The 21,562-nt window shown below is 40.5% G+C and carries 21 protein-coding genes, 1 tRNA gene, 3 rRNA genes and 1 other RNA gene; 23 read left to right on the forward strand and 3 right to left on the reverse strand.

Features of this window, described 5'->3' with window-relative positions; translation table 11 throughout:
- Positions 1–127: 127 nt before the first annotated feature.
- Positions 128–604, reverse strand: a complete 477-nt coding sequence (gene tadA / locus MKY94_RS00085) for a tRNA adenosine(34) deaminase TadA (RefSeq protein ID WP_144541962.1) — start codon at positions 602–604, stop codon at positions 128–130.
- Between the two features lie 76 nt (positions 605–680).
- On the opposite strand from tadA, the gene MKY94_RS00090 reads away from it, so the two are divergent.
- From MKY94_RS00090 to MKY94_RS00105, 4 genes are all read left to right on the forward strand, one after another.
- Positions 681–1,817: a glycosyl hydrolase family 18 protein gene (locus tag MKY94_RS00090; protein WP_151111888.1), complete on the forward strand. Its 1,137-nt coding sequence runs from the start codon at positions 681–683 to the stop codon at positions 1,815–1,817.
- 105 nt (positions 1,818–1,922) lie between these two features.
- A complete protein-coding gene (locus tag MKY94_RS00095; RefSeq protein WP_144541958.1) occupies positions 1,923–2,555 on the forward strand; it encodes a deoxynucleoside kinase in 633 nt (210 codons plus the stop codon).
- Between the two features lies 1 nt (position 2,556).
- Entirely contained in the window at positions 2,557–3,231 is a 675-nt protein-coding gene (locus MKY94_RS00100; RefSeq protein ID WP_151111886.1) for a deoxynucleoside kinase, read from the forward strand.
- 93 nt (positions 3,232–3,324) lie between these two features.
- Positions 3,325–3,840: a GNAT family protein gene (locus tag MKY94_RS00105; RefSeq protein WP_342577780.1), complete on the forward strand. Its 516-nt coding sequence runs from the start codon at positions 3,325–3,327 to the stop codon at positions 3,838–3,840.
- A gap of 119 nt (positions 3,841–3,959) precedes the next feature.
- Here the strand turns inward: MKY94_RS00105 and MKY94_RS00110 are convergent.
- Positions 3,960–4,052, reverse strand: a tRNA-Ser gene (locus MKY94_RS00110).
- A gap of 151 nt (positions 4,053–4,203) precedes the next feature.
- On the opposite strand from MKY94_RS00110, the gene ffs reads away from it, so the two are divergent.
- The 19 genes from ffs to rsmI all read left to right on the forward strand — a co-directional run bounded on the left by ffs (position 4,204) and on the right by rsmI (position 21,046).
- Positions 4,204–4,470: signal recognition particle sRNA large type (gene ffs / locus MKY94_RS00115), an RNA gene on the forward strand.
- Between the two features lie 149 nt (positions 4,471–4,619).
- On the forward strand, positions 4,620–6,371 hold the full coding sequence (gene dnaX, locus MKY94_RS00120) for a DNA polymerase III subunit gamma/tau (protein ID WP_342577781.1): 1,752 nt from the start codon (positions 4,620–4,622) through the stop codon (positions 6,369–6,371).
- Positions 6,372–6,385: 14 nt separating this feature from the next.
- Entirely contained in the window at positions 6,386–6,706 is a 321-nt protein-coding gene (locus MKY94_RS00125; RefSeq protein WP_144541950.1) for a YbaB/EbfC family nucleoid-associated protein, read from the forward strand.
- 11 nt (positions 6,707–6,717) lie between these two features.
- Entirely contained in the window at positions 6,718–7,314 is a 597-nt protein-coding gene (recR, locus tag MKY94_RS00130; protein WP_144541947.1) for a recombination mediator RecR, read from the forward strand.
- Positions 7,315–7,331: 17 nt separating this feature from the next.
- Positions 7,332–7,544 carry a YaaL family protein gene (locus tag MKY94_RS00135; protein ID WP_144541945.1) on the forward strand — a complete coding sequence of 71 codons (213 nt, stop codon included), beginning with the start codon at positions 7,332–7,334 and terminating at the stop codon, positions 7,542–7,544.
- A 58-nt stretch (positions 7,545–7,602) separates the two neighbouring features.
- Complete coding sequence (locus MKY94_RS00140) at positions 7,603–7,860, forward strand: pro-sigmaK processing inhibitor BofA family protein (protein ID WP_186318286.1); 258 nt, start codon at positions 7,603–7,605, stop codon at positions 7,858–7,860.
- 289 nt (positions 7,861–8,149) lie between these two features.
- Positions 8,150–9,703 (forward strand): 16S ribosomal RNA (locus tag MKY94_RS00145).
- A gap of 196 nt (positions 9,704–9,899) precedes the next feature.
- A 23S ribosomal RNA gene (locus MKY94_RS00150) occupies positions 9,900–12,827 on the forward strand.
- A 179-nt stretch (positions 12,828–13,006) separates the two neighbouring features.
- Positions 13,007–13,122 (forward strand): 5S ribosomal RNA (rrf, locus tag MKY94_RS00155).
- The 16S, 23S and 5S rRNA genes sit together here, the layout of an rRNA operon.
- Before the next feature lie 741 nt (positions 13,123–13,863).
- A complete protein-coding gene (locus MKY94_RS00160; RefSeq protein ID WP_151111876.1) occupies positions 13,864–15,285 on the forward strand; it encodes an aminotransferase class I/II-fold pyridoxal phosphate-dependent enzyme in 1,422 nt (473 codons plus the stop codon).
- Between the two features lie 2 nt (positions 15,286–15,287).
- Positions 15,288–15,929 carry a dTMP kinase gene (gene tmk / locus MKY94_RS00165; RefSeq protein ID WP_151111874.1) on the forward strand — a complete coding sequence of 214 codons (642 nt, stop codon included), beginning with the start codon at positions 15,288–15,290 and terminating at the stop codon, positions 15,927–15,929.
- A gap of 49 nt (positions 15,930–15,978) precedes the next feature.
- Positions 15,979–16,308: a cyclic-di-AMP receptor gene (locus MKY94_RS00170; protein ID WP_151111872.1), complete on the forward strand. Its 330-nt coding sequence runs from the start codon at positions 15,979–15,981 to the stop codon at positions 16,306–16,308.
- Between the two features lie 24 nt (positions 16,309–16,332).
- Positions 16,333–16,773: a YaaR family protein gene (locus tag MKY94_RS00175; protein WP_151111870.1), complete on the forward strand. Its 441-nt coding sequence runs from the start codon at positions 16,333–16,335 to the stop codon at positions 16,771–16,773.
- 138 nt (positions 16,774–16,911) lie between these two features.
- Complete coding sequence (gene holB, locus MKY94_RS00180; RefSeq protein WP_144541583.1) at positions 16,912–17,922, forward strand: DNA polymerase III subunit delta'; 1,011 nt, start codon at positions 16,912–16,914, stop codon at positions 17,920–17,922.
- Entirely contained in the window at positions 17,915–18,745 is an 831-nt protein-coding gene (locus MKY94_RS00185) for a stage 0 sporulation family protein (protein WP_151111868.1), read from the forward strand. Before holB ends, MKY94_RS00185 begins: the two co-directional genes overlap by 8 nt.
- A gap of 9 nt (positions 18,746–18,754) precedes the next feature.
- A complete protein-coding gene (gene yabA, locus MKY94_RS00190) occupies positions 18,755–19,111 on the forward strand; it encodes a DNA replication initiation control protein YabA (RefSeq protein WP_144541563.1) in 357 nt (118 codons plus the stop codon).
- A gap of 64 nt (positions 19,112–19,175) precedes the next feature.
- Complete coding sequence (locus tag MKY94_RS00195) at positions 19,176–19,922, forward strand: tRNA1(Val) (adenine(37)-N6)-methyltransferase (protein WP_342577782.1); 747 nt, start codon at positions 19,176–19,178, stop codon at positions 19,920–19,922.
- Positions 19,909–20,166 carry a GIY-YIG nuclease family protein gene (locus MKY94_RS00200; RefSeq protein ID WP_151111862.1) on the forward strand — a complete coding sequence of 86 codons (258 nt, stop codon included), beginning with the start codon at positions 19,909–19,911 and terminating at the stop codon, positions 20,164–20,166. Before MKY94_RS00195 ends, MKY94_RS00200 begins: the two co-directional genes overlap by 14 nt.
- 4 nt (positions 20,167–20,170) lie before the next feature.
- Positions 20,171–21,046 (forward strand): 16S rRNA (cytidine(1402)-2'-O)-methyltransferase, encoded by an 876-nt coding sequence (rsmI, locus tag MKY94_RS00205; RefSeq protein WP_144541557.1) that lies wholly within the window; start codon positions 20,171–20,173, stop codon positions 21,044–21,046.
- Between the two features lie 45 nt (positions 21,047–21,091).
- Here rsmI and MKY94_RS00210 read toward each other — a convergent pair whose 3' ends face one another.
- Complete coding sequence (locus MKY94_RS00210; RefSeq protein ID WP_144541581.1) at positions 21,092–21,367, reverse strand: AbrB/MazE/SpoVT family DNA-binding domain-containing protein; 276 nt, start codon at positions 21,365–21,367, stop codon at positions 21,092–21,094.
- Between the last annotated feature and the right edge of the window lie 195 nt (positions 21,368–21,562).

Raw genomic sequence — 21,562 nt, forward strand, 5'->3', positions numbered from 1 at the left:
GACCTCGAGGGGCAAGGCGGTGGAGCTAGACAAAAAGAAAAGCGCAAGCGCCTATGTTTGCTCCGACAAGCAAATGGGGAAAGCGAGGCAAACAATTTAAAAAACTTCTGTTTAGAACCAAAAATGCTCAGAGCTCCTGGCGTTTTTGGTTCTTTTTTTTCATTCGTAGCTCTCGAAAAAAAGTGGTTAGTAAATTACCGCAAGTCTCTGCAAGAACTCCCTCTGTTACCTCACAGACATGGTTAAATCTATTGTCATTTAATAGCGTATATAATGAGTCTACACAACCCGCTTTAAGGTCTCGAGCACCATAAACGACTCGTGGGATACGCGATTGCAATATTGCTCCTGCACACATAGGACAAGGTTCTAGAGTTACATAAAGAGTAGTTTCCTCTAGTCTCCAACTCCCGATTTTGGCACAAGCTTCTTGAATAGCCAGTAGCTCAGCATGGGTTGTCGCATTCTGTGTTGTCTCTCGTAAATTGTAACCTCTCGCAATTACCTCATTTTTATGTACGATAATCGCACCTATAGGGACTTCTCCTATTGTAGCTGCTTTCTTTGCTTCTTCAATTGCTAAATTCATATAATACTCGTCCATTTGGAGTCAACTCCTTACGCGTATTTTAGCATGTTTTGTATGTCCCTTGCATAATTTAGTTTGAAGGAGTGATGGTATGAATTATGTAGTGAAAACTGGTGATAGTTTATACTCTATTGCCAAGCGTTTTGGAACGAGTGCGGCTACTCTTGCCTCTATTAATGGTTTACCGGATCAAGATGTATTGGTTGTAGGTCAGGCGATTGTTCTACCCTCCACGCCAGATCCAAACAGACCCTCTATTGAATCTAATTTATATGTTGAATGGTATACCGATGTCCCCTCGGAAACAGTGATTGAAAAAGTAAGAAATGTAGCTGCAGAACTAACTTATATGATGCCCTTTGCTTTTGACGTTAAAAGAGACGGATCGTTAACTCCAATGAATTGGGGAAGCTTGTCGGAGATAGCAGAAGAAAACAATGTTGAGACGGTTATTGTATTGACCAACATTGAAGAAGGAGCATTTAGTGACACGCTTGCCAATACAATTTTTACAAATGAAGAAGTTAAACAAAAGGTATTTGAAGAATCCGTGAAGGAGGCAAATAAAAGGGGTACAAATCATCTACACACTGATTTTGAATATATAAATCCCAATGATCGTGAGAAGTATGTACAATTCTTAAAAGAATTCCGTGAGTTTGCCCCTAGTTTTATTTTTTCTGCTAGCCTTGCTCCGAAAACTAGTGCCAATCAACCTGGTAAATGGTATGAGGGACATGACTATAAAGCCCTTGGCGAGGTTTTAGATTTTGTTGTTATTATGACCTATGAGTGGGGGTATAGCGGTGGCCCTCCAATGGCAGTTTCTCCAATAGGTCCTGTAAGAGATGTATTAGAATATGCAATTACAGAGATACCTTCTCAAAAGGTAATGATGGGTCAAAATTTATATGGCTATGATTGGACTTTGCCTTATAAACCAGGTAATCCTTTTGCTAGGGCGATAAGTCCACAGCAGGCTATTCAATTAGCCAGAGATCGAAATGCTGCTATTGAATATGATGAAGAGGCACAGGCACCGTTTTTTAATTACTGGAGAGACGGGAAAGAGCATGAAGTGTGGTTCGAGGATGCAAGATCTATTCAAGCAAAATTTAATCTGTTAAAGGAATTAAATTTATTGGGGATTTCCTATTGGCATAGTGGCTTTGACTTCCCTCAAAACTGGTATCTTCTAAATGCTACATTTCGTATCAAGAAAAAATAGGGGATATTTGTCTTTCTTTGGAAAGACAAATATCCTCTATTTTTCGTTATATCCCTATGCTAAAATAGAGGGTACGACTTGAAAATTTAGAGTGAGGTTAGAGATATGTCTATTCCATTTATAACGGTAGAGGGTCCAATAGGTGTTGGTAAGACCTCACTGGCTAAAGCAATTGGTAATACTTATCAATTTGAATTGTTAAAAGAGATCGTGGATGAAAACCCCTTTTTAAATAAATTCTATGAAGATATAGCAGAGTGGAGCTTTCAAACAGAGATGTTCTTTCTATGCAATCGCTATAAGCAATTAAGCGATATTGAAAAAAAATACTTATCGAAAGACACCGCTGTTGTAGCGGATTATCATATTTTTAAAAATCTTATCTTTGCTAAACGCTCCCTAAGTAAGGAGGAATATGAAAAATATGAGGCAATTTATCATATTTTAACGAAGGATATGCCAGTTCCTAATTTAGTTATTTATCTGGATGCTAGCATAGATGTGTTAGTAGACCGTATTGATTTGCGTGGGAGAGAGTTTGAAAAGAAAATTAGTACAACCTATCTGGAGCAGCTTTCTTCCGATTACCGAATGTTTATAGATGATTTTGAATTAAAGCATCCAGAAATACCGGTTATCCGCTTCAATGGAGATGAAATGGACTTTGTTCAAAATAACCAAGATTTACAGATAATTTTAGAAAAAGTAGATGAAACACTACATAGAAGGAGTTTATAACATGAATTTAAGAGAAAAGTATGGCATACCTTCCAATGCTGTAATAACAATAGCAGGAACTGTAGGAGTAGGTAAATCTACTATGACTAAGATGCTTGCTGAAGCACTACACTTTAAAACCTCTTTTGAAAAAGTAGACACTAACCCTTATTTAGATCGTTTCTATGAGGATTTCTCTAAATGGAGCTTTCATTTACAAATCTATTTCCTAGCAGAGCGTTTTAAGGAACAAAAGAGAATGTTTGAGTATGGCGGAGGTTTTATTCAGGACCGTTCCATTTATGAAGACACAGGGATTTTTGCACAAATGCATAAAGAAAAAGGAACAATGGACCCGGTAGACCATGAGACATATACAAGTCTTTTCGAAGCGATGGTTATGACTCCATACTTTCCACATCCGAACCTTCTCATCTATTTAGAAGGATCTTTGGATGATATTATAGACCGTATTCATGAAAGAGGTCGCCCAATGGAACAACAAACTCCAATCGCTTATTGGGAAGAGATGCATGGCAGATACGAAAAGTGGATTGATGGATTTAATGGCTGTCCAGTACTTCGTCTCAACATCAATGACTATGATATCGTAGAGAATCCAGAAGATGTTGAAGTAATTCTTGAAAGAATTGGCCATTTCATGGAGCAAACACAGACGATTACTTTACGTAAATAATAGAAAAGCTTCTGCATTTATTGCAGAAGCTTTTTGCTTTCTAAAAGGGATTTTAAATAGGAGAGAGAATAGATTAGAAAGGGGGAATATAAAATGAGCATAGAAATAAATATTAGAAAAGCGATGGTTAATGATGCAGAACAAATAATAAAACATATCAAAAGAATATTAAAGGAAAACCCTAGTTTCATGGCTACCACAGTTGAAGAATTTACGGTGTCGGTGGTGGAGCAGAGAGAAAAAATTGTGAATTGTAGTGAGAGAGGCTTAATGTTAGTAGCAGAACAGGAGAATCAAATAATTGGAATCCTTGATTTTCATCTATCCTCACGTAAAAGATTCAGTCATCAGGGTCTTTTTGGAATAAGTATTCAAGAAACCTTTGCCAATAAAGGTATAGGCACTTGTCTAATTAAAAAATTGTTAGAATGGGCTAGGAAACAGGAACATATAGAGAAGATATCGTTAGAGGTTTTTTCTAATAATGAAAGAGCAATTCATTTATACACAAAGCTAGGCTTTAAAGAGGAGGGAAGAAGGCATAAACAGGTGAAATTTGGACCAAATGAATATGTAGACGACATTATTATGAGTCAATTTGTAAAATAAAAAAAGAAATTGACTTTTATAGTCAACTTCTTAATATTCTGAACACATATGGCTAAGAAAAATTCGTTACAAGAGCAACGAATTCAATCTCAAATTTATGCGTGTGTGTTGTTAAAAAATGGAGGAGGAAGAGGGATTCGAACCCCCGCGCGGTATGACCCGCCTGTCGGTTTTCAAGACCGATCCCTTCAGCCAGACTTGGGTATTCCTCCGAAGTACAAGAATTAATTTATCACGGATAAAAATTAAAGTCAACATATTTGAAAAAAATTTAATAATATTTTTTTAGTATAGAAAATATAAAGAAAGAAATCAAATCGTAACCATTGATTTTTAAGTTTAAAATGCGTATACTAGTTATTGCCGTGCTAGGTGGGAAGGTAGCGGTGTCTTGTAACTCGCAATCCGCTCTAGCGAGACTGAACTCCTTCTCGAGGTTGTTTACATGTTAGGTCTGGTATTTGCACGTGATGTTGACGTCTGGGTCCTGCGCAATGGGAGCCCATGAACCATGTCAGGTCCGGAAGGAAGCAGCATTAAGTGGTGCATTCTCATGTGCCGCGGGGTTGCCTAGGCCGAGTTAACGACAAAGGTGCCGCTTATGTGTATCAATCGAAGGAAGGTGCACGGCTTTAATTTAATTATTATCAAACTCATTCATCCTCGGAGGAATGAGTTTTTTTTATTTATACTTATATGTACTTGTAAGGCGAAGTCAAGTTTTCTTTATGTTATAATATTTACATACTTTATCTAAAAAGAAGAGGGAGGGGAACTTGTTGTCGTATCAAGCTTTCTACCGCGCATATCGACCTCAGTCGTTTGCGGAAATGTCCGGTCAAACTCATATCAAACAAACCCTTCAAAATGCCCTCATTTACAATAAAACTACTCATGCATATTTATTTTCAGGACCAAGAGGTACAGGTAAAACAAGTGCTGCGAAAATTTTTGCTAAAGCGTTGAACTGTGAGAATGGGCCTGACAAGGAACCATGCAATAAATGTGCAACTTGCAAAAGTATCACAGAGGGTTCCAATACAGATGTAATTGAGTTTGATGCTGCTTCCAACTCTCGTGTGGAAGAAATGCGTGACATTATTGAAAAAGTACGTTTTGCTCCTTCTAATGCGCGCTACAAAGTTTATATTATTGATGAAGTGCATATGCTCTCTACGAGTGCCTTTAATGCTTTGTTAAAAACATTAGAAGAGCCACCAGCTCATGTTGTTTTTATACTTGCAACAACAGAACCACATAAAATACCACTCACCATTATTTCAAGATGTCAAAGATTTGATTTTAAAAGGATTACATCTGCTGATATTGTTTCCAGGATGATAGAAGTGCTGACCGATGCAGGGATAGAATATGATGTGAATGTACTGAAAATTATCGCACAAGTGGCAGCTGGCGGTATGCGTGACGCACTCAGTATGCTAGATCAAGTAGTATCTTTCAGTGGAAAAATGATGACAATAGAAGATGCCCTGCTTGTAACGGGTTCTATTGGTCAGGATGTTTTTTATCAGTTGGCTGATGCTCTAAGTGAGAGAGATGTAGCACAGGCTTTAAGTAGTATCGAAAAGCTTGTAGAGGATGGAAAGGATCCTGTTCGATTAACGGAGGATTTTATCACATTCTATAGAGATTTGTTGGTACTTCAGGTTGCTCCAAACCAAGCGGAACTATTAGAAATTGCTACGGGCGATGAGCGGTTTAGAGAGCTGGCTACTAAATTTCCTGTGGAAACACTATATAAGAGTATTTCTATTCTCACAAACACTCAACAAGAAATGCGATTTTCCAATCATGCAAAAGTGTATTTAGAAACGGCAGTTATCCGTTTAGCGCAGGTCCCACAAGAGGCTGCTGTGGGGAATGCAAATAATGCTGAGTTGGAAAAGAAAGTTCAGTTACTAGAAGGGCAGCTTCAGCAGTTGCAGCAACAACTGAGCCAAGGTACGTTTGCACTTGGAACCAATCAAGGGACACAGCAAGAGCAACCAAAGAGAACAAGACAAAAAGCCTCTGGCGTGAAGGTGTCAAGTGGTCGAATACAAGAGATTTTAAAAACAGCAACAAAGTCAGATATTCAAACTATTAAATCACAATGGGCGAATATATTACAACAGCTTCAAAAATCACATGCTGCTTTGTTAAATGATGCAGAACCAGTTGCAGCATCTTCCAGTGCATTTGTGTTAAAATTTAAATATGATATACATTGTCAAATGGCAATGGAGAATAAAACTTTCTCTACCTCTTTTCCACAACTTATTTCAAGCTTAACCGGAACGATGTATGAGGTTGTATATGTACCGGAAGAAAGTTGGTTAAAGATTAGAGAAGAATTTATTCGGCAAAATGGATTGAAAAAGGACTCTACAGAGTCTACGCAGGAAGCTTCCTCTGAATCATCTGAAGTGATGGAACTGTTACAAGGAATGGAAGAAATCACGGAAGATCCTTTAATCGTGGAAGCAGAAAAACTATTTGGAAAAGAATTTGTAGAAGTACATGATGACTAAGGAGGAAAATAATTATGCGTGGAATGGGAAATATGCAAGGTATGATGAAACAAATGCAAAAAATGCAAAAGAAAATGGCTGAGGCTCAAGAGGAACTGGCAACCCAACGCTTTGAAGCAGTTGCTGGCGGAGGAATGGTAAAGGTTATCGTCTCAGGACAAAAAGAAGTATTAGAGGTAGCTCTAGATTCAGCAGTAGTAGACCCTGATGATGTGGAAATGCTACAAGATTTAATCGTAATTGCTACAAATGAAGCAATGAAAAAAGCGGAAGAAACAGCTAATGCCACTATGGGTCAATTCACGAAAGGGTTGAACCTTCCTGGCATGTTCTAGGAGGAAAAATAATGCATTATCCTGAACCGATATCAAAGCTAATAGAAAGCTTTATGAAATTGCCAGGAATCGGGCCGAAAACTGCGGCCCGTCTGGCATTTTTTGTGTTAACTATGAAGGAAGATACAGTACTAGACTTTGCAAAAGCACTAGTAGATGCCAAAAGAAACTTAAGCTATTGCTCTATTTGTGGACATATCACGGACATAGACCCTTGTCATATATGCCAAGACAAACAACGTGATGTATCAATGATTTGTGTAGTACAAGATACTAAAGACGTAATAGCAATGGAAAAAATGAGAGATTACAATGGTTTATACCATGTACTTCATGGAGCTATCTCTCCTATGGATGGAATAGGTCCAGAGGATATTAATGTTCCGTCTTTATTAAAAAGATTACAGGACACACAAGTAGAAGAACTGATTCTAGCAACCAACCCTACAATAGAAGGAGAAGCCACAGCTATGTATATATCTCGTCTTGTAAAACCTTCTGGTATTAAAACAACGAGAATTGCACACGGGCTACCTGTAGGGGGAGATTTAGAGTATGCAGATGAAGTTACTCTGTCTAAAGCTCTAGAAGGACGTCGGGAATTATAAGGAGAGTGTAGGGGTACGTGTTTTTTAAAAAGGGAAAATTAAAAAAAGAATTTGATCAACAATTTGTAACCCTCATTAAAGCCACCAAAGAAGATTGGCAGCAAGCACAGCTAATAGAAGATTATTTGAATGACTATGATCTTAATGCGGTGGCCAAAAGAAAAATAGCAGAGAGTATACATTTCTATCTATATAAAGAAGCAAAGATTAGGAATGTGATTATAAAATAGAATATTAGTAGTACTAGCTTCATACAATAAGGATATTGATTTTATGGAGGGATTGTACATGAAGTTAACCATTATTGTGTGTTCGCTAGTATTATTGTTGTTTTTAGTATTCAAAAGCTCTTTCTCTAATTTATTTGAAAGTCTAAGTATATTTTTATTTCGTTTAGGGTTTTCTATATTATTATTGTTTGGAGTTCATTTATTACTTGGTATGGCAGGATATGTGGTTCCTATAAACCTCTTCACAGGAGCTGTAGTAGCAGTGTTGGGAGTACCAGGGGTAGCCTCTGTAGTGACTATTTCTATACTGCTATAAAAAAATATAAAAAAGTTATCAAAAAGTGTTGACTTATATTTAAAACGAGAGTAATATAGTAGAAGTCGCCAAGAGGTAAACAAGTTTGGCTGACATGATGAACATTGAAAACTGAACATGCAAAACGTTAAGAAATATAGCGTCAAACAACTTCGGTTGTATTGACACAAAACAATTTTTGACATCATTTAATGATGATGCCAGCAAAGAACATCGACTAAAAGCGCCACATCCGTGTGGCGACGTCGATGCCAGCACTTCGTGTGCAAGTGAGCTTTTTAAGTTCTCTATTATGGAGAGTTTGATCCTGGCTCAGGACGAACGCTGGCGGCGTGCCTAATACATGCAAGTCGAGCGAATGATGAAGAAGCTTGCTTCTTCTGATTTAGCGGCGGACGGGTGAGTAACACGTGGGCAACCTGCCCTGTAGATTGGGATAACTCCGGGAAACCGGGGCTAATACCGAATAATCCATTTCCTCACATGGGGGAATGTTAAAAGACGGTTTCGGCTGTCACTACAGGATGGGCCCGCGGCGCATTAGCTAGTTGGTGAGGTAACGGCTCACCAAGGCGACGATGCGTAGCCGACCTGAGAGGGTGATCGGCCACACTGGGACTGAGACACGGCCCAGACTCCTACGGGAGGCAGCAGTAGGGAATCTTCCACAATGGACGAAAGTCTGATGGAGCAACGCCGCGTGAGTGAAGAAGGTTTTCGGATCGTAAAACTCTGTTGTGAGGGAAGAACAAGTACGAGAGTAACTGCTCGTACCTTGACGGTACCTCATTAGAAAGCCACGGCTAACTACGTGCCAGCAGCCGCGGTAATACGTAGGTGGCAAGCGTTGTCCGGAATTATTGGGCGTAAAGCGCGCGCAGGCGGTCCTTTAAGTCTGATGTGAAAGCCCACGGCTCAACCGTGGAGGGTCATTGGAAACTGGGGGACTTGAGTGCAGAAGAGGAAAGCGGAATTCCAAGTGTAGCGGTGAAATGCGTAGAGATTTGGAGGAACACCAGTGGCGAAGGCGGCTTTCTGGTCTGTAACTGACGCTGAGGCGCGAAAGCGTGGGGAGCAAACAGGATTAGATACCCTGGTAGTCCACGCCGTAAACGATGAGTGCTAAGTGTTAGGGGGTTTCCGCCCCTTAGTGCTGCAGCTAACGCATTAAGCACTCCGCCTGGGGAGTACGGTCGCAAGACTGAAACTCAAAGGAATTGACGGGGGCCCGCACAAGCGGTGGAGCATGTGGTTTAATTCGAAGCAACGCGAAGAACCTTACCAGGTCTTGACATCCCGCTGACCGGCCTAGAGATAGGCTTTTCCCTTCGGGGACAGCGGTGACAGGTGGTGCATGGTTGTCGTCAGCTCGTGTCGTGAGATGTTGGGTTAAGTCCCGCAACGAGCGCAACCCTTGATCTTAGTTGCCAGCATTCAGTTGGGCACTCTAAGGTGACTGCCGGTGATAAACCGGAGGAAGGTGGGGATGACGTCAAATCATCATGCCCCTTATGACCTGGGCTACACACGTGCTACAATGGACGGTACAGAGGGTCGCAACCCCGCGAGGGTGAGCTAATCCCATAAAACCGTTCTCAGTTCGGATTGTAGGCTGCAACTCGCCTACATGAAGCCGGAATCGCTAGTAATCGTGGATCAGCATGCCACGGTGAATACGTTCCCGGGCCTTGTACACACCGCCCGTCACACCACGAGAGTTTGTAACACCCGAAGTCGGTGGGGTAACCCTTTTGGGAGCCAGCCGCCGAAGGTGGGACAGATGATTGGGGTGAAGTCGTAACAAGGTAGCCGTATCGGAAGGTGCGGCTGGATCACCTCCTTTCTAAGGATATATTCGGAATACAGATCTTTATCTGTATCTTAACGTTTTGCAGTTCAGTTTTGAGTGTTCATTTTTATGATGAGCATTTAAATTGTTCTTTGAAAACTGGATAAAACGACATCAAAAAAGAAACAAACGCAAGATATTCAAATTGTGATCACTTACGTGATTGCAAGTGTAGTACTTTTAACTTTTAGGTTAAGTTAATAAGGGCGCACGGTGGATGCCTTGGCACTAGGAGTCGACGAAGGACGGCACTAACACCGATATGCTTCGGGGAGCTGTAAGTGAGCTTCGATCCGGAGATTTCCGAATGGGGAAACCCACTGCCCGTAATGGGGCAGTACATTTGCGTGAATACATAGCGCATCTGAGACACACCCAGGGAACTGAAACATCTAAGTACCTGGAGGAAGAGAAAGAAAATTCGATTCCCTGAGTAGCGGCGAGCGAAACGGGAAGAGCCCAAACCAAGAGGCTTGCCTCTTGGGGTTGTAGGACACTCTATACGGAGTTACAAAAGAATGAGTTAGATGAAGCGACCTGGAAAGGTCCGCAGGATAGGGTAAAAGCCCCGTAGTCCAAAATTCATTCCCTCCAGAGTGTATCCTGAGTACGGCGGAACACGTGAAATTCCGTCGGAATCCGGGAGGACCATCTCCCAAGGCTAAATACTACCTAGTGACCGATAGTGAACCAGTACCGTGAGGGAAAGGTGAAAAGCACCCCGGAAGGGGAGTGAAATAGACCCTGAAACCGTGTGCCTACAAATAGTCAAAGCCCGTTAACGGGTGATGGCGTGCCTTTTGTAGAATGAACCGGCGAGTTACGATTACATGCGAGGTTAAGTTGAGAAGACGGAGCCGCAGCGAAAGCGAGTCTGAATAGGGCGAATGAGTATGTGGTCGTAGACCCGAAACCAGGTGATCTACCCATGTCCAGGATGAAGGTAAGGTAACACTTACTGGAGGTCCGAACCCACGCACGTTGAAAAGTGCGGGGATGAGGTGTGGGTAGCGGAGAAATTCCAATCGAACCTGGAGATAGCTGGTTCTCTCCGAAATAGCTTTAGGGCTAGCCTCAAACGTTAGAATCTTGGAGGTAGAGCACTGTTTGGACTAGGGGCCCATCCCGGGTTACCGAATTCAGACAAACTCCGAATGCCAATGATTTATGTTTGGGAGTCAGACTGCGAGTGATAAGATCCGTAGTCAAGAGGGAAACAGCCCAGACCACCAGCTAAGGTCCCAAAGTATTTGTTAAGTGGAAAAGGATGTGGCGTTGCTTAGACAACCAGGATGTTGGCTTAGAAGCAGCCATCATTTAAAGAGTGCGTAATAGCTCACTGGTCGAGTGACGCTGCGCCGAAAATGTATCGGGGCTAAACAAATCACCGAAGCTGTGGATTGATACCTTTGGTATCAGTGGTAGGAGAGCGTTCTAAGGGCGTTGAAGTCAGACCGGAAGGACTGGTGGAGCGCTTAGAAGTGAGAATGCCGGTATGAGTAGCGAAAGATGGGTGAGAATCCCATCCACCGTATGACTAAGGTTTCCTGAGGAAGGCTCGTCCGCTCAGGGTTAGTCGGGACCTAAGTCGAGGCCGATAGGCGTAGACGATGGACAACAGGTTGATATTCCTGTACCACCACCCCACCGTTTGAGTGATGGGGGGACGCAGTAGGATAGGGTAAGCGTGCTGTTGGTTATGCACGTCCAAGCAGTGAGGTGTGAGTGTAGGCAAATCCGCACTCTGTAACATTGAGCTGTGATGGCGAGGACTTAGTCCGAAGTTCCTGATTTCACACTGCCAAGAAAAGCCTCTAACGAGGTGGGAGGTGCCCGTACCGCAAACCGACACAGGTAGTCGAGGAGAGAATCCTAAGGTGAGCGAGAGAACTCTCGTTAAGGAACTCGGCAAAATGACCCCGTAACTTCGGGAGAAGGGGTGCTCTTTTGGGTGTATAGCCTAGAAGAGCCGCAGTGAATAGGCCCAGGCGACTGTTTAGCAAAAACACAGGTCTCTGCAAAACCGTAAGGTGAAGTATAGGGGCTGACGCCTGCCCGGTGCTGGAAGGTTAAGAGGAGTGCTTAGCGCAAGCGAAGGTGCGAATTGAAGCCCCAGTAAACGGCGGCCGTAACTATAACGGTCCTAAGGTAGCGAAATTCCTTGTCGGGTAAGTTCCGACCCGCACGAAAGGCGTAACGATCTGGGCACTGTCTCAACGAGAGACTCGGTGAAATTATAGTACCTGTGAAGATGCAGGTTACCCGCGACAGGACGGAAAGACCCCGTGGAGCTTTACTGTAGCTTGATATTGAATTTTGGTGCAACTTGTACAGGATAGGTAGGAGCCTTAGAGCCCGGAGCGCCAGCTTCGGAGGAGGCGTCGGTGGGATACTACCCTGGTTGTATTGAAATTCTAACCCATACCCGTAACCCGGGTAGGAGACAGTGTCAGGCGGGCAGTTTGACTGGGGCGGTCGCCTCCTAAAGTGTAACGGAGGCGCCCAAAGGTTCCCTCAGAATGGTTGGAAATCATTCGAAGAGTGTAAAGGCAGAAGGGAGCTTGACTGCGAGACCTACAAGTCGAGCAGGGTCGAAAGACGGGCTTAGTGATCCGGTGGTTCCGCATGGAAGGGCCATCGCTCAACGGATAAAAGCTACCCCGGGGATAACAGGCTTATCTCCCCCAAGAGTCCACATCGACGGGGAGGTTTGGCACCTCGATGTCGGCTCATCGCATCCTGGGGCTGTAGTCGGTCCCAAGGGTTGGGCTGTTCGCCCATTAAAGCGGTACGCGAGCTGGGTTCAGAACGTCGTGAGACAGTTCGGTCCCTATCCGTCGTGGGCGTAGGAAATTTGAGAGGAGCTGTCCTTAGTACGAGAGGACCGGGATGGACACACCGCTGGTGTACCAGTTGTTCTGCCAAGGGCATCGCTGGGTAGCTATGTGTGGACGGGATAAGTGCTGAAAGCATCTAAGCACGAAGCCCCCCTCAAGATGAGATTTCCCATTACGCAAGTAAGTAAGATCCCTCAAAGACGATGAGGTAGATAGGTTCGGGGTGGAAGCGTGGCGACACGTGCAGCTGACGAATACTAATCGATCGAGGACTTAACCAAATTGTTTGTTTCCATTAATGATGTCTTTTATCCAGTTTTGAGTGAACAACTCAAGAGGATTTCAAAACACAAGCAGTGCTAGGAAACGAGTGAGCGAAGGAAGGAGCGTACTTACGTACGTGACTGACTGAACGAGCGAAGTTGACAACGCAATGCGCAGTGGATTGAAAGCCGAAAAGTCTAGTGATGATGGCGAAGAGGTCACACCCGTTCCCATACCGAACACGGAAGTTAAGCTCTTCAGCGCCGATGGTAGTTGGGGGTCTCCCCCTGCAAGAGTAGGACGTCGCTGGGCACTATAGGAAGTCGTTACCGAGTAATCGGTGGCGGCTTTTTTGTATTAAGAGAAAAAGGCCGAAGGCAATCATCATTATCTAAGCAAGTGTGCGAGAAAGCAGAGGGGCAAAGAGTTCGAGGAAGCAAGGAAGAGAGGCTCGGAGCGTATAGCATACGCGAGAACCGATCGATTGCGGCTGACGAAGAAATCTGCCGCCCATCTGGTTTCGCAGCCGCGCCGATGGTAGTTGGGGGTTCCCCTGCAAGAGTAGGACGTCGCTGGTACATAGAAAGTCGTCACCAAGTGACTTTTTGTTTTGGTTAAGTTAATTACAAAGAGAAAGACCAAAGGAATATATAATTAGAGTAAGTATCTTTAAATACAGCCAGATAGATAAAATAATCAATTCTTTATAGAGTAAATGACACCTTCCTTTTATTTCATATGCATTTCTTACATATGAAGTGTTCTATTACTATTAAATAGAAAATAAGCAAGTAAGACATGAATAAAGAAACAAGGATTATCCTCAAGACTCTTGTGGTCAAAGGGAGGACTCTCGCTCAAAAAAATCCTACTATTATCTTATAATCAAAGATCATTCAAAGTCATTAAAAGAAAATGACACCCTTCAAAAAATTTCCCGGAAAATAAATATATATTATAATATCCATCTTTTTAGGCCAAAAATAGGTTCAAAACATCTACTCCTATTTCATGTATAATAGAAAGATAATAAAATTTCGCGGGGTAAAAAAAATGCATGAAAAACGTCCATTAGTAGAAGCATTAGAAAAATTTCATAATCAAAAAAATATATCCTTTCATGTTCCTGGTCATAAACATGGACTCTTATCTAATCTTCCAGCTCCTATTAAAGGTGCACTGTCCTACGACTTGACCGAATTAAATGGTTTAGATGACTATCATCATCCTGAAGAAGCTATTAAAGAAGCAGAAGAATTACTGGCATCGACTTATGGAGCAAAAAAAAGCTATTTTCTTGTGAATGGAACAACAGTTGGAAACTTAGCGATGCTATATGCTACCTGTCAGTATGGAGAACAAATAATTGTTCAAAGAAACGCCCATAAGTCTATTTTTCATGCAATTGAATTAGTAGGCGTTGAACCAATTTTTGTCTCACCGGAATGGGATGATCGTACAAAAACAGCCACTTATGTATCGGCAAAATCTATTCAGATTGCCATGGAAGAATTTCCACAGGCAAAAGGTGTAATACTTACTTACCCAAGCTATTATGGAATGGCTTCGGAGGAGATTAAAAAAATTATAGACTACTGCCATGCAAGAAACCTTCCAGTATTAGTGGATGAAGCACATGGTGCCCATTTCCTAGTTTACAAAGGACTACCACAATCCGCTCTTCAATATGGTGCAGACATAGTTGTTCAATCGGCTCATAAGACATTGCCGGCTATGACGATGGGATCTTTTTTGCATATAAACTCTTCAATTATTGAAGCGCCCCGAGTAAATAAGTATTTAAGGATGCTTCAATCAAGCAGCCCTTCCTATCTACTGATGGCTTCACTAGACGATGCTAGGAGCTATGTGCAAAGATACAATGAAATGGATTTCAAGCAGCTACTATATAAAAGAGAGCTATTTAAACAGGCATTACAATCGATTAAACAAGTGGAGATTATAGAGGTAGATGATCCATTGAAACTGTTAATGCGTGTGGGAGATTATTCTGGATTTCAAGTTCAAAGGGCGTTACAAGATCAGCACATTTACGTTGAGCTTGCTGATACATATCAGGTTTTAATAATATTACCATTATTGAAAAAAGAGCAAGATTATCCTTTTGCAGAAGTAAGAAAGCGTATAAAAATGGCAGTAGATGAGCTTCAAAAAGAGGAGCCGATAGTTCCTAAGGCAATATCAAAAAGTTCTTTGAAAACAGTATCTACGATTGAAATGAATATAGGTTTGTTAAACTGTAAGCAAGGAGAATGGATTCCCTATGCTCGGTCAATAGGTAGAATTGCAAAAGGAATCATCATTCCATACCCACCTGGTATTCCATTAGTTATACCAGGGGAGAAAATTACGATCTCTATGTTAACAGAGCTAGAAGATTGGATTGATAAAGGTGCTTTCTTTCAAGGAGAGCATAGGCTTGCAGAAAAGCTAATATATGTAGTGGAGGATTAATAGTGCAGAAAAAAGGGTATTTTATATCAAGTGAAGGTCCTGAAGGTGCAGGGAAAACAACTGTTATGCAATTACTTGGGGAAAGATTAGTGAAAGAGGGCTACGATGTTGTCATGACAAGAGAGCCTGGTGGTATTAAAATCTCCGAGAAAATTCGTAGCATAATTTTAGATAACGAGCATACAATGATGGATAGCCGCACGGAAGCTTTGTTGTATGCAGCGGCTAGAAGACAGCATCTAGTGGAAAAAATTCAACCTTCCCTAGAGGCTGGAAAAATTGTTATTTGTGATCGTTTTATCGATAGCTCACTTGCATATCAAGGCTATGCAAGAGGAATTGGAGTAGAGGAGATATTATCCATTAACCAATTTGCAATTGGACAAACGATGCCAGACAAGACGCTTCTATTTGATATTGAGCCGAGTCTTGGACTGAAGCGAATTAATGCTCATAGCACCAGAGAGAAAAATAGATTAGACGTGGAAAGTCTTTATTTCCATCAAAAAGTGAGAGAAGGGTACCTATCATTAGTGGAACAATATCCTGAGAGAATACAAGTGATAGATGCCTCTAAATCATTGGAAGAGGTGTTGGAAGAGGCTTATAAAATGGTAAAAATGGAATTAGGAATTTTTAGGTAATAAATGCTATAATAAAATAAACAGAAAATAAAAGTAGGAGTGAGTAGCGATGAAATTAATAGTAGCTGTAGTGCAGGACCAAGATAGTAATAGATTATCGAATGCGTTAACGAAAGCAAAGTTTCGAGCGACAAAACTTGCTAGTACAGGTGGATTTCTAAGATCTGGGAATACTACATTTTTAATCGGTACAGATGACTCCTTGGTACCTTCTGCGTTAGAACTAATAAGAGATAATTGTCGTGCCCGGGAGCAGATGGTTGCTCCGGTTTCTCCTATGGGAGGAAACGCAGACTCATATATACCGTATCCGGTTGAAGTAGAGGTCGGTGGAGCAACGGTATTCGTACTCCCAATTGAACAATTCCATCATTTTTAATAATGAAGGAAAGGACAGAAAACGTTGAAAATTAATCAAGATTTACGAGTAGGGATAGATAAAATACGTAAAGATTCTATACAGAATAATACGAATTCGGCAAAATTTGGGCAAATGGTAACGAAGCATGACCAAAGAATGCAAACTGAAGCTCTGACTAGGCTGTTAGGTGATATTACAACAGCTGGTGATCGTCTAGCTCGGTCAAGAAACCTACGTGATATGGCAAAGTTTAAAATGCTAATTAAAAAGTTTTTGGAAGAAGCAGTAGATTTCGGTATGGGGCTAAAACAGTCTCATACGTGGAATAGATTTGGTGAAGGTAGAAAGCTAAAAATAGTAGAGACAATTGATGAGAAATTAGTAGAGCTAGCGGAAGAAATTCTAAGCCAAGAAAAGAGTTCCATTGAATTGTTGGATAAAATAGGTGAAATTAAAGGCTTACTTATTAATTTGTATACGTAGAAGCTCCCGTGTTTTCGCACAAAGCGAGACACGGTTTTTTTTAGAAGATAGGAAGTATATGCTTTTTTGCAATTTATTTATTCGGTGTCTAGCTTCAGGAGCTTACGTTTTTATGAGAAAGGTGGAACAAGATTGAGCATGGTAGAAGAATGGTCAATACAAAACATAGAAAGAATGCAACCAGTAGCTATAAAACATATTCAATCTATTGTAGCTAAAAATCGTATTGGACATGCTTATATAATTGAAGGGGCCAAGGGTACAGGAAAAACAAAGGTTATGCAGTTTTTTGTACAACTGATGTTTTGCGAGAATTCGACAGGAAATGTTCCATGTGAAACATGTCGAAGCTGTAAAAGGCTAAAATCGCATAATCATTTAAATCTTAGTCAGATAGAGCCAGATGGACAAAATATAAAAAGAAATCAAATAGATGATCTGATACATGAGATGAGTAAAACCTCTTTAGAAAGCGGAAGAAAAGTTTATGTGATCCATGAAGCAGACCGATTAAACATTAGTTCCTCTAATACGCTGCTAAAATTTTTAGAGGAGCCACAAAGTGAGATTACAGCAATTTTATTGACAGATAAGATGCATGCTTTGCTTCCAACTATACGTTCAAGATGTCAGCATATCGGCTTGGCTACTATGCCTCAATCGATATTAAAGCAGAAGTTAATAGAGGAAGGAATCACAGATTCTATGGCTTCCACTGTAAGTAGAATGACGAATGAGGTAGAAGAAGGTCTAAATTTAGCGAAAGACGAGCAATTTGGACTTGCAAGGAAATCAGTGTTAAAATTGGTGGAAGCAAGTGAAAAAAGTGTTCAAGATGCATTAATGTGTATTCAAGAAGATTTTGGCCCACTTCTAAAAGAAAAGGAACAAGCAGAACAAGTATTAGATTTACTACTATTTGCTTATCGTGATATAGTAGCTATAAAAGCAACTCCACTCGCAGTTTGTACTTATCCAGATATGATTTCTTTTTGGAAACAGGTAGCATTGTATAAGACATACGAGCAATTGTCTAAACAGTTAGAACTAATTTTAGATGCAAAACAGAATTTGCATAGGAATATGAACCGGACACTGATGATGGAGCAGCTAATGCTTAACCTGCAGGAGGGGTATAGTTTTGTATAAAGTTGTAGGAGTCCGCTTTAAAAAAGCGGGTAAAATATATTATTTTGATCCAGTGGATTATGATTTAGAAAAGGATGATTATGTCATCGTAGAAACTGCTCGCGGGGTAGAGTACGGAAAAGTTGTCGTACCTATTAAGCAAGTAGGAGAAAATGATGTAGTTTTACCTTTAAAACAAGTAGTACGCCCTTCCACAGAAAAGGATCGAATCCAGGTGGAAGAAAATCGTTTAGAATCAGCTCAGGCATTAGCTCTGGGGACTGAAAAGATACTACAAAGAGAATTAGAGATGAAGCTTGTTGATGTTGAATATACATTCGATCGCAACAAAATAATCTTCTATTTTACAGCTGAAGGACGAGTAGATTTTCGTGATTTAGTAAAAGATCTTGCTTCAGTCTTCAGAACACGAATTGAACTTCGACAAATTGGAGTTCGAGATGAAGCTAAAATGTTAGGCGGCATAGGGCCTTGTGGAAGAATGCTCTGCTGTTCAACCTTTCTAGGAGATTTCGAACCAGTGTCTATTAAGATGGCAAAGGATCAAAATCTATCTCTAAATCCTTCTAAAATTTCAGGTTTATGCGGCCGCTTAATGTGTTGCTTAAAGTATGAAAATGATGAATACGAGACGGCAAGAGAGCAAATGCCTGACATTGGTGATAGAATTGAGACACCAGATGGATATGGAAAAGTTGTCAGCATGAATATTTTAGAAAGAATTTTACGTATTGAGTTGGGCGATCCTTTACGTGTGTTAGATTATACGTTAGATGAGATTGTAAACTATGCTAAAAACCCAGTTCAGTGGACGGGGCAATGAGGTGAATAGGTGATGGACCGTAATTTTTTGGATACAATTATAGAATTTGAAAAACAATTAGAGTCCACGCAACTCCAGTTTCGCGCGTTGAAAGAGTTTGTAGCGATTATGATAGAAGAACGACAAGCGTTACAAGAAGAAAATAATCATTTAAGACAAAGGCTAGATGAGATACATGAAAAAGAAGCAATGGACGAAAAGATACGAGAAAATCGATTGAACAAAGCTGATATAGGAGAAGGCTATGATAACTTAGCTAGGCTATATCAGGAAGGGTACCATGTATGTCATGTTCACTTTGGAAGTCCTCGTAAGGAGGAAGATTGTTTATTTTGCTTATCTTTTTTAAATAAACAAAATGTCTAATCAATTGACTGATGCCACTCCATAAGGTGGATGTCAGTCTTTTGTTTTTATGGAGGTAGGATTTATGGAACAATGGCTCAAGGATGATGAAAGGCTAGATTATTTATTGGCAGAGGAATTACGAATCATACAAAGCCCTTCTGTTTTCTCCTTTTCCCTGGATGCAGTATTACTGGCTCGATTTACATACGTGCCGATTAAAAAGGGAAAAATAGTTGATTTGTGTACAGGGAATGGTGCAATCCCTCTATTTCTAAGTGCTCGGTCAAAGTCAGAAATAATAGGTATTGAGTTGCAAGAAAGATTATCCGATATGGCAATTAGAAGTACCAAATACAACCAACTAACCGATCAAATTCGTATTATACAAGACAATGTTATTGGTATCGCAGGAAAATTAGGTTCAGAGAAATACGATGTGGTTACCTGTAATCCCCCTTACTTTCCTGCTCATGAAGCAAGTGAAAAAAACCTAAAGGAACATTTGGCCATTGCTAGGCATGAAATTCATCTAACCTTGGAAGAGGCTGTGCAATCTGCGAGTGAGCTGCTAAAGCAGGGCGGAAAAGCAGCATTTGTACATCGACCAGGTAGATTGTTGGACATTGTTACTGCAATGAGGGCCAATCGGTTAGAACCAAAACGTATTCGCTTTGTGTATCCAAAGAAGGGGAAGGAAGCAAATACATTATTAATAGAAGGAATAAAGGACGGTAAGCCTGATTTGAAGATTCTTCCTCCTTTATATGTGTACGAAGATGATGGAAAGTACACAGATGAAATAAAAGAGATGCTCTATGGAGACAAATAAAATTCATACCTTTTATGTATTACAATGTAAAGACGGTTCCTATTATGCCGGTTATACGAATGATTTAACGAAGCGGATTAAAACTCATAATGAGGGAAAAGGAGCCAAATACACACGAGCAAGAATTCCAGTTCAGTGCGTATATAAGGAAACCTTTGATACAAAGCAAGAGGCTATGCAGGCGGAGTATGCTTTTAAACAGTTAACTAGAAAGCAAAAAATAGCCTATATGAGAGGAGAGTAAGGAAATGAAATCACAAAAATCTACTGAGCACGAACAGAGTAGCTGTTTGTATTTAGTGGCAACTCCAATTGGCAATTTAGAAGATATGACTATGCGGGCTATTCGTATTTTGAAAGAGGTAGATTACATAGCAGCAGAGGACACAAGAAACTCAAAAAAACTGTGTAATTATTTTGAGATATCTACCCCTTTAATGAGTTATCATGACCATAACCAACAAGTTGGCGGAGAAAAAATATTAGAAATACTGAGAGAAGGAAAACAAGTAGCTTTAGTCAGTGATGCTGGTTTACCTTGTATTTCAGATCCAGGAGCAGATATAGCAGCAAAAGCTATAGATGAAGGATTTGCGGTTGTCCCGGTGCCAGGAGCCAACGCTGCATTGAGTGCACTAATAGCTTCGGGTATGTCAACTCAGCCATTCTTTTTTTATGGATTTCTTAGCAGAAATAAAAAGGAACGAAAAAAAGAAATTACATTGCTCCAAAAGAGACAAGAGACGATACTATTGTATGAAGCTCCACATCGCCTGAAGGATACATTAAAAGATATACAAGCGATCATGGAAGGGTCACGTCGCATTGTGTTAGCTAGAGAACTTACTAAAAAGTTTGAGGAATTTTTAAGAGGAACGGTAGAGGAAGCATTAGAATGGGCCGAGTCTAATGAAATTCGTGGTGAATTTTGCATTGTGCTAGAAGGCAATGATACAGAAGAAGTACTAGAAGAAGAGGCATGGTGGATTAATTTAAGTATTGAGGAACACGTGGAACATTTAATGAATGAAAAACAATTAAAATCGAAAGAAGCTATTAAAGAGGTGGCTATTCAAAGAGGACTATCTAAAAGAGAAGTTTATCAAAGCTATCACGTAACATAATAAAACATCCGCCATAAGTTATGAACGGATGTTTTAATTAAGTAATTATTTTAAGCTGCTTTGAATTTCTTTGATTAACTGTTCTGCACCTTCTGGGCTAAGAATCAGTTTACCACCAACAAGACGAAGGTTTTCATCTGATACTTCACCAGTAACTGCACAAGTCATATTTGGCATATATTTTTTTAAGATGATTTTATCATCGTCAACATATATTTCAAGCGCATCTTTTTCAGCTATACCTAGTGTACGACGAAGTTCGATAGGAATAACTACGCGTCCTAATTCATCAACTTTACGAACAATACCTGTAGATTTCATTATTAAAGTTTCTCCTCTCAAGAGTGTATATTTTTCGCCAAAATTCGACATTAACCTCTTTTATGTACTTAATCATACCAAGTACTACCATATTGGTCAATAATTATTCTTCTGTTTTCATTAGATTTGATGATAAAAATATGACTACGCTTACATAATATTCCTCTAAAAAAGATGAATTATATCATTCTTAGG

The organism is Psychrobacillus sp. FSL K6-2843 (genome assembly GCF_038626375.1).
Classification (GTDB): domain Bacteria; phylum Bacillota; class Bacilli; order Bacillales_A; family Planococcaceae; genus Psychrobacillus; species Psychrobacillus faecigallinarum.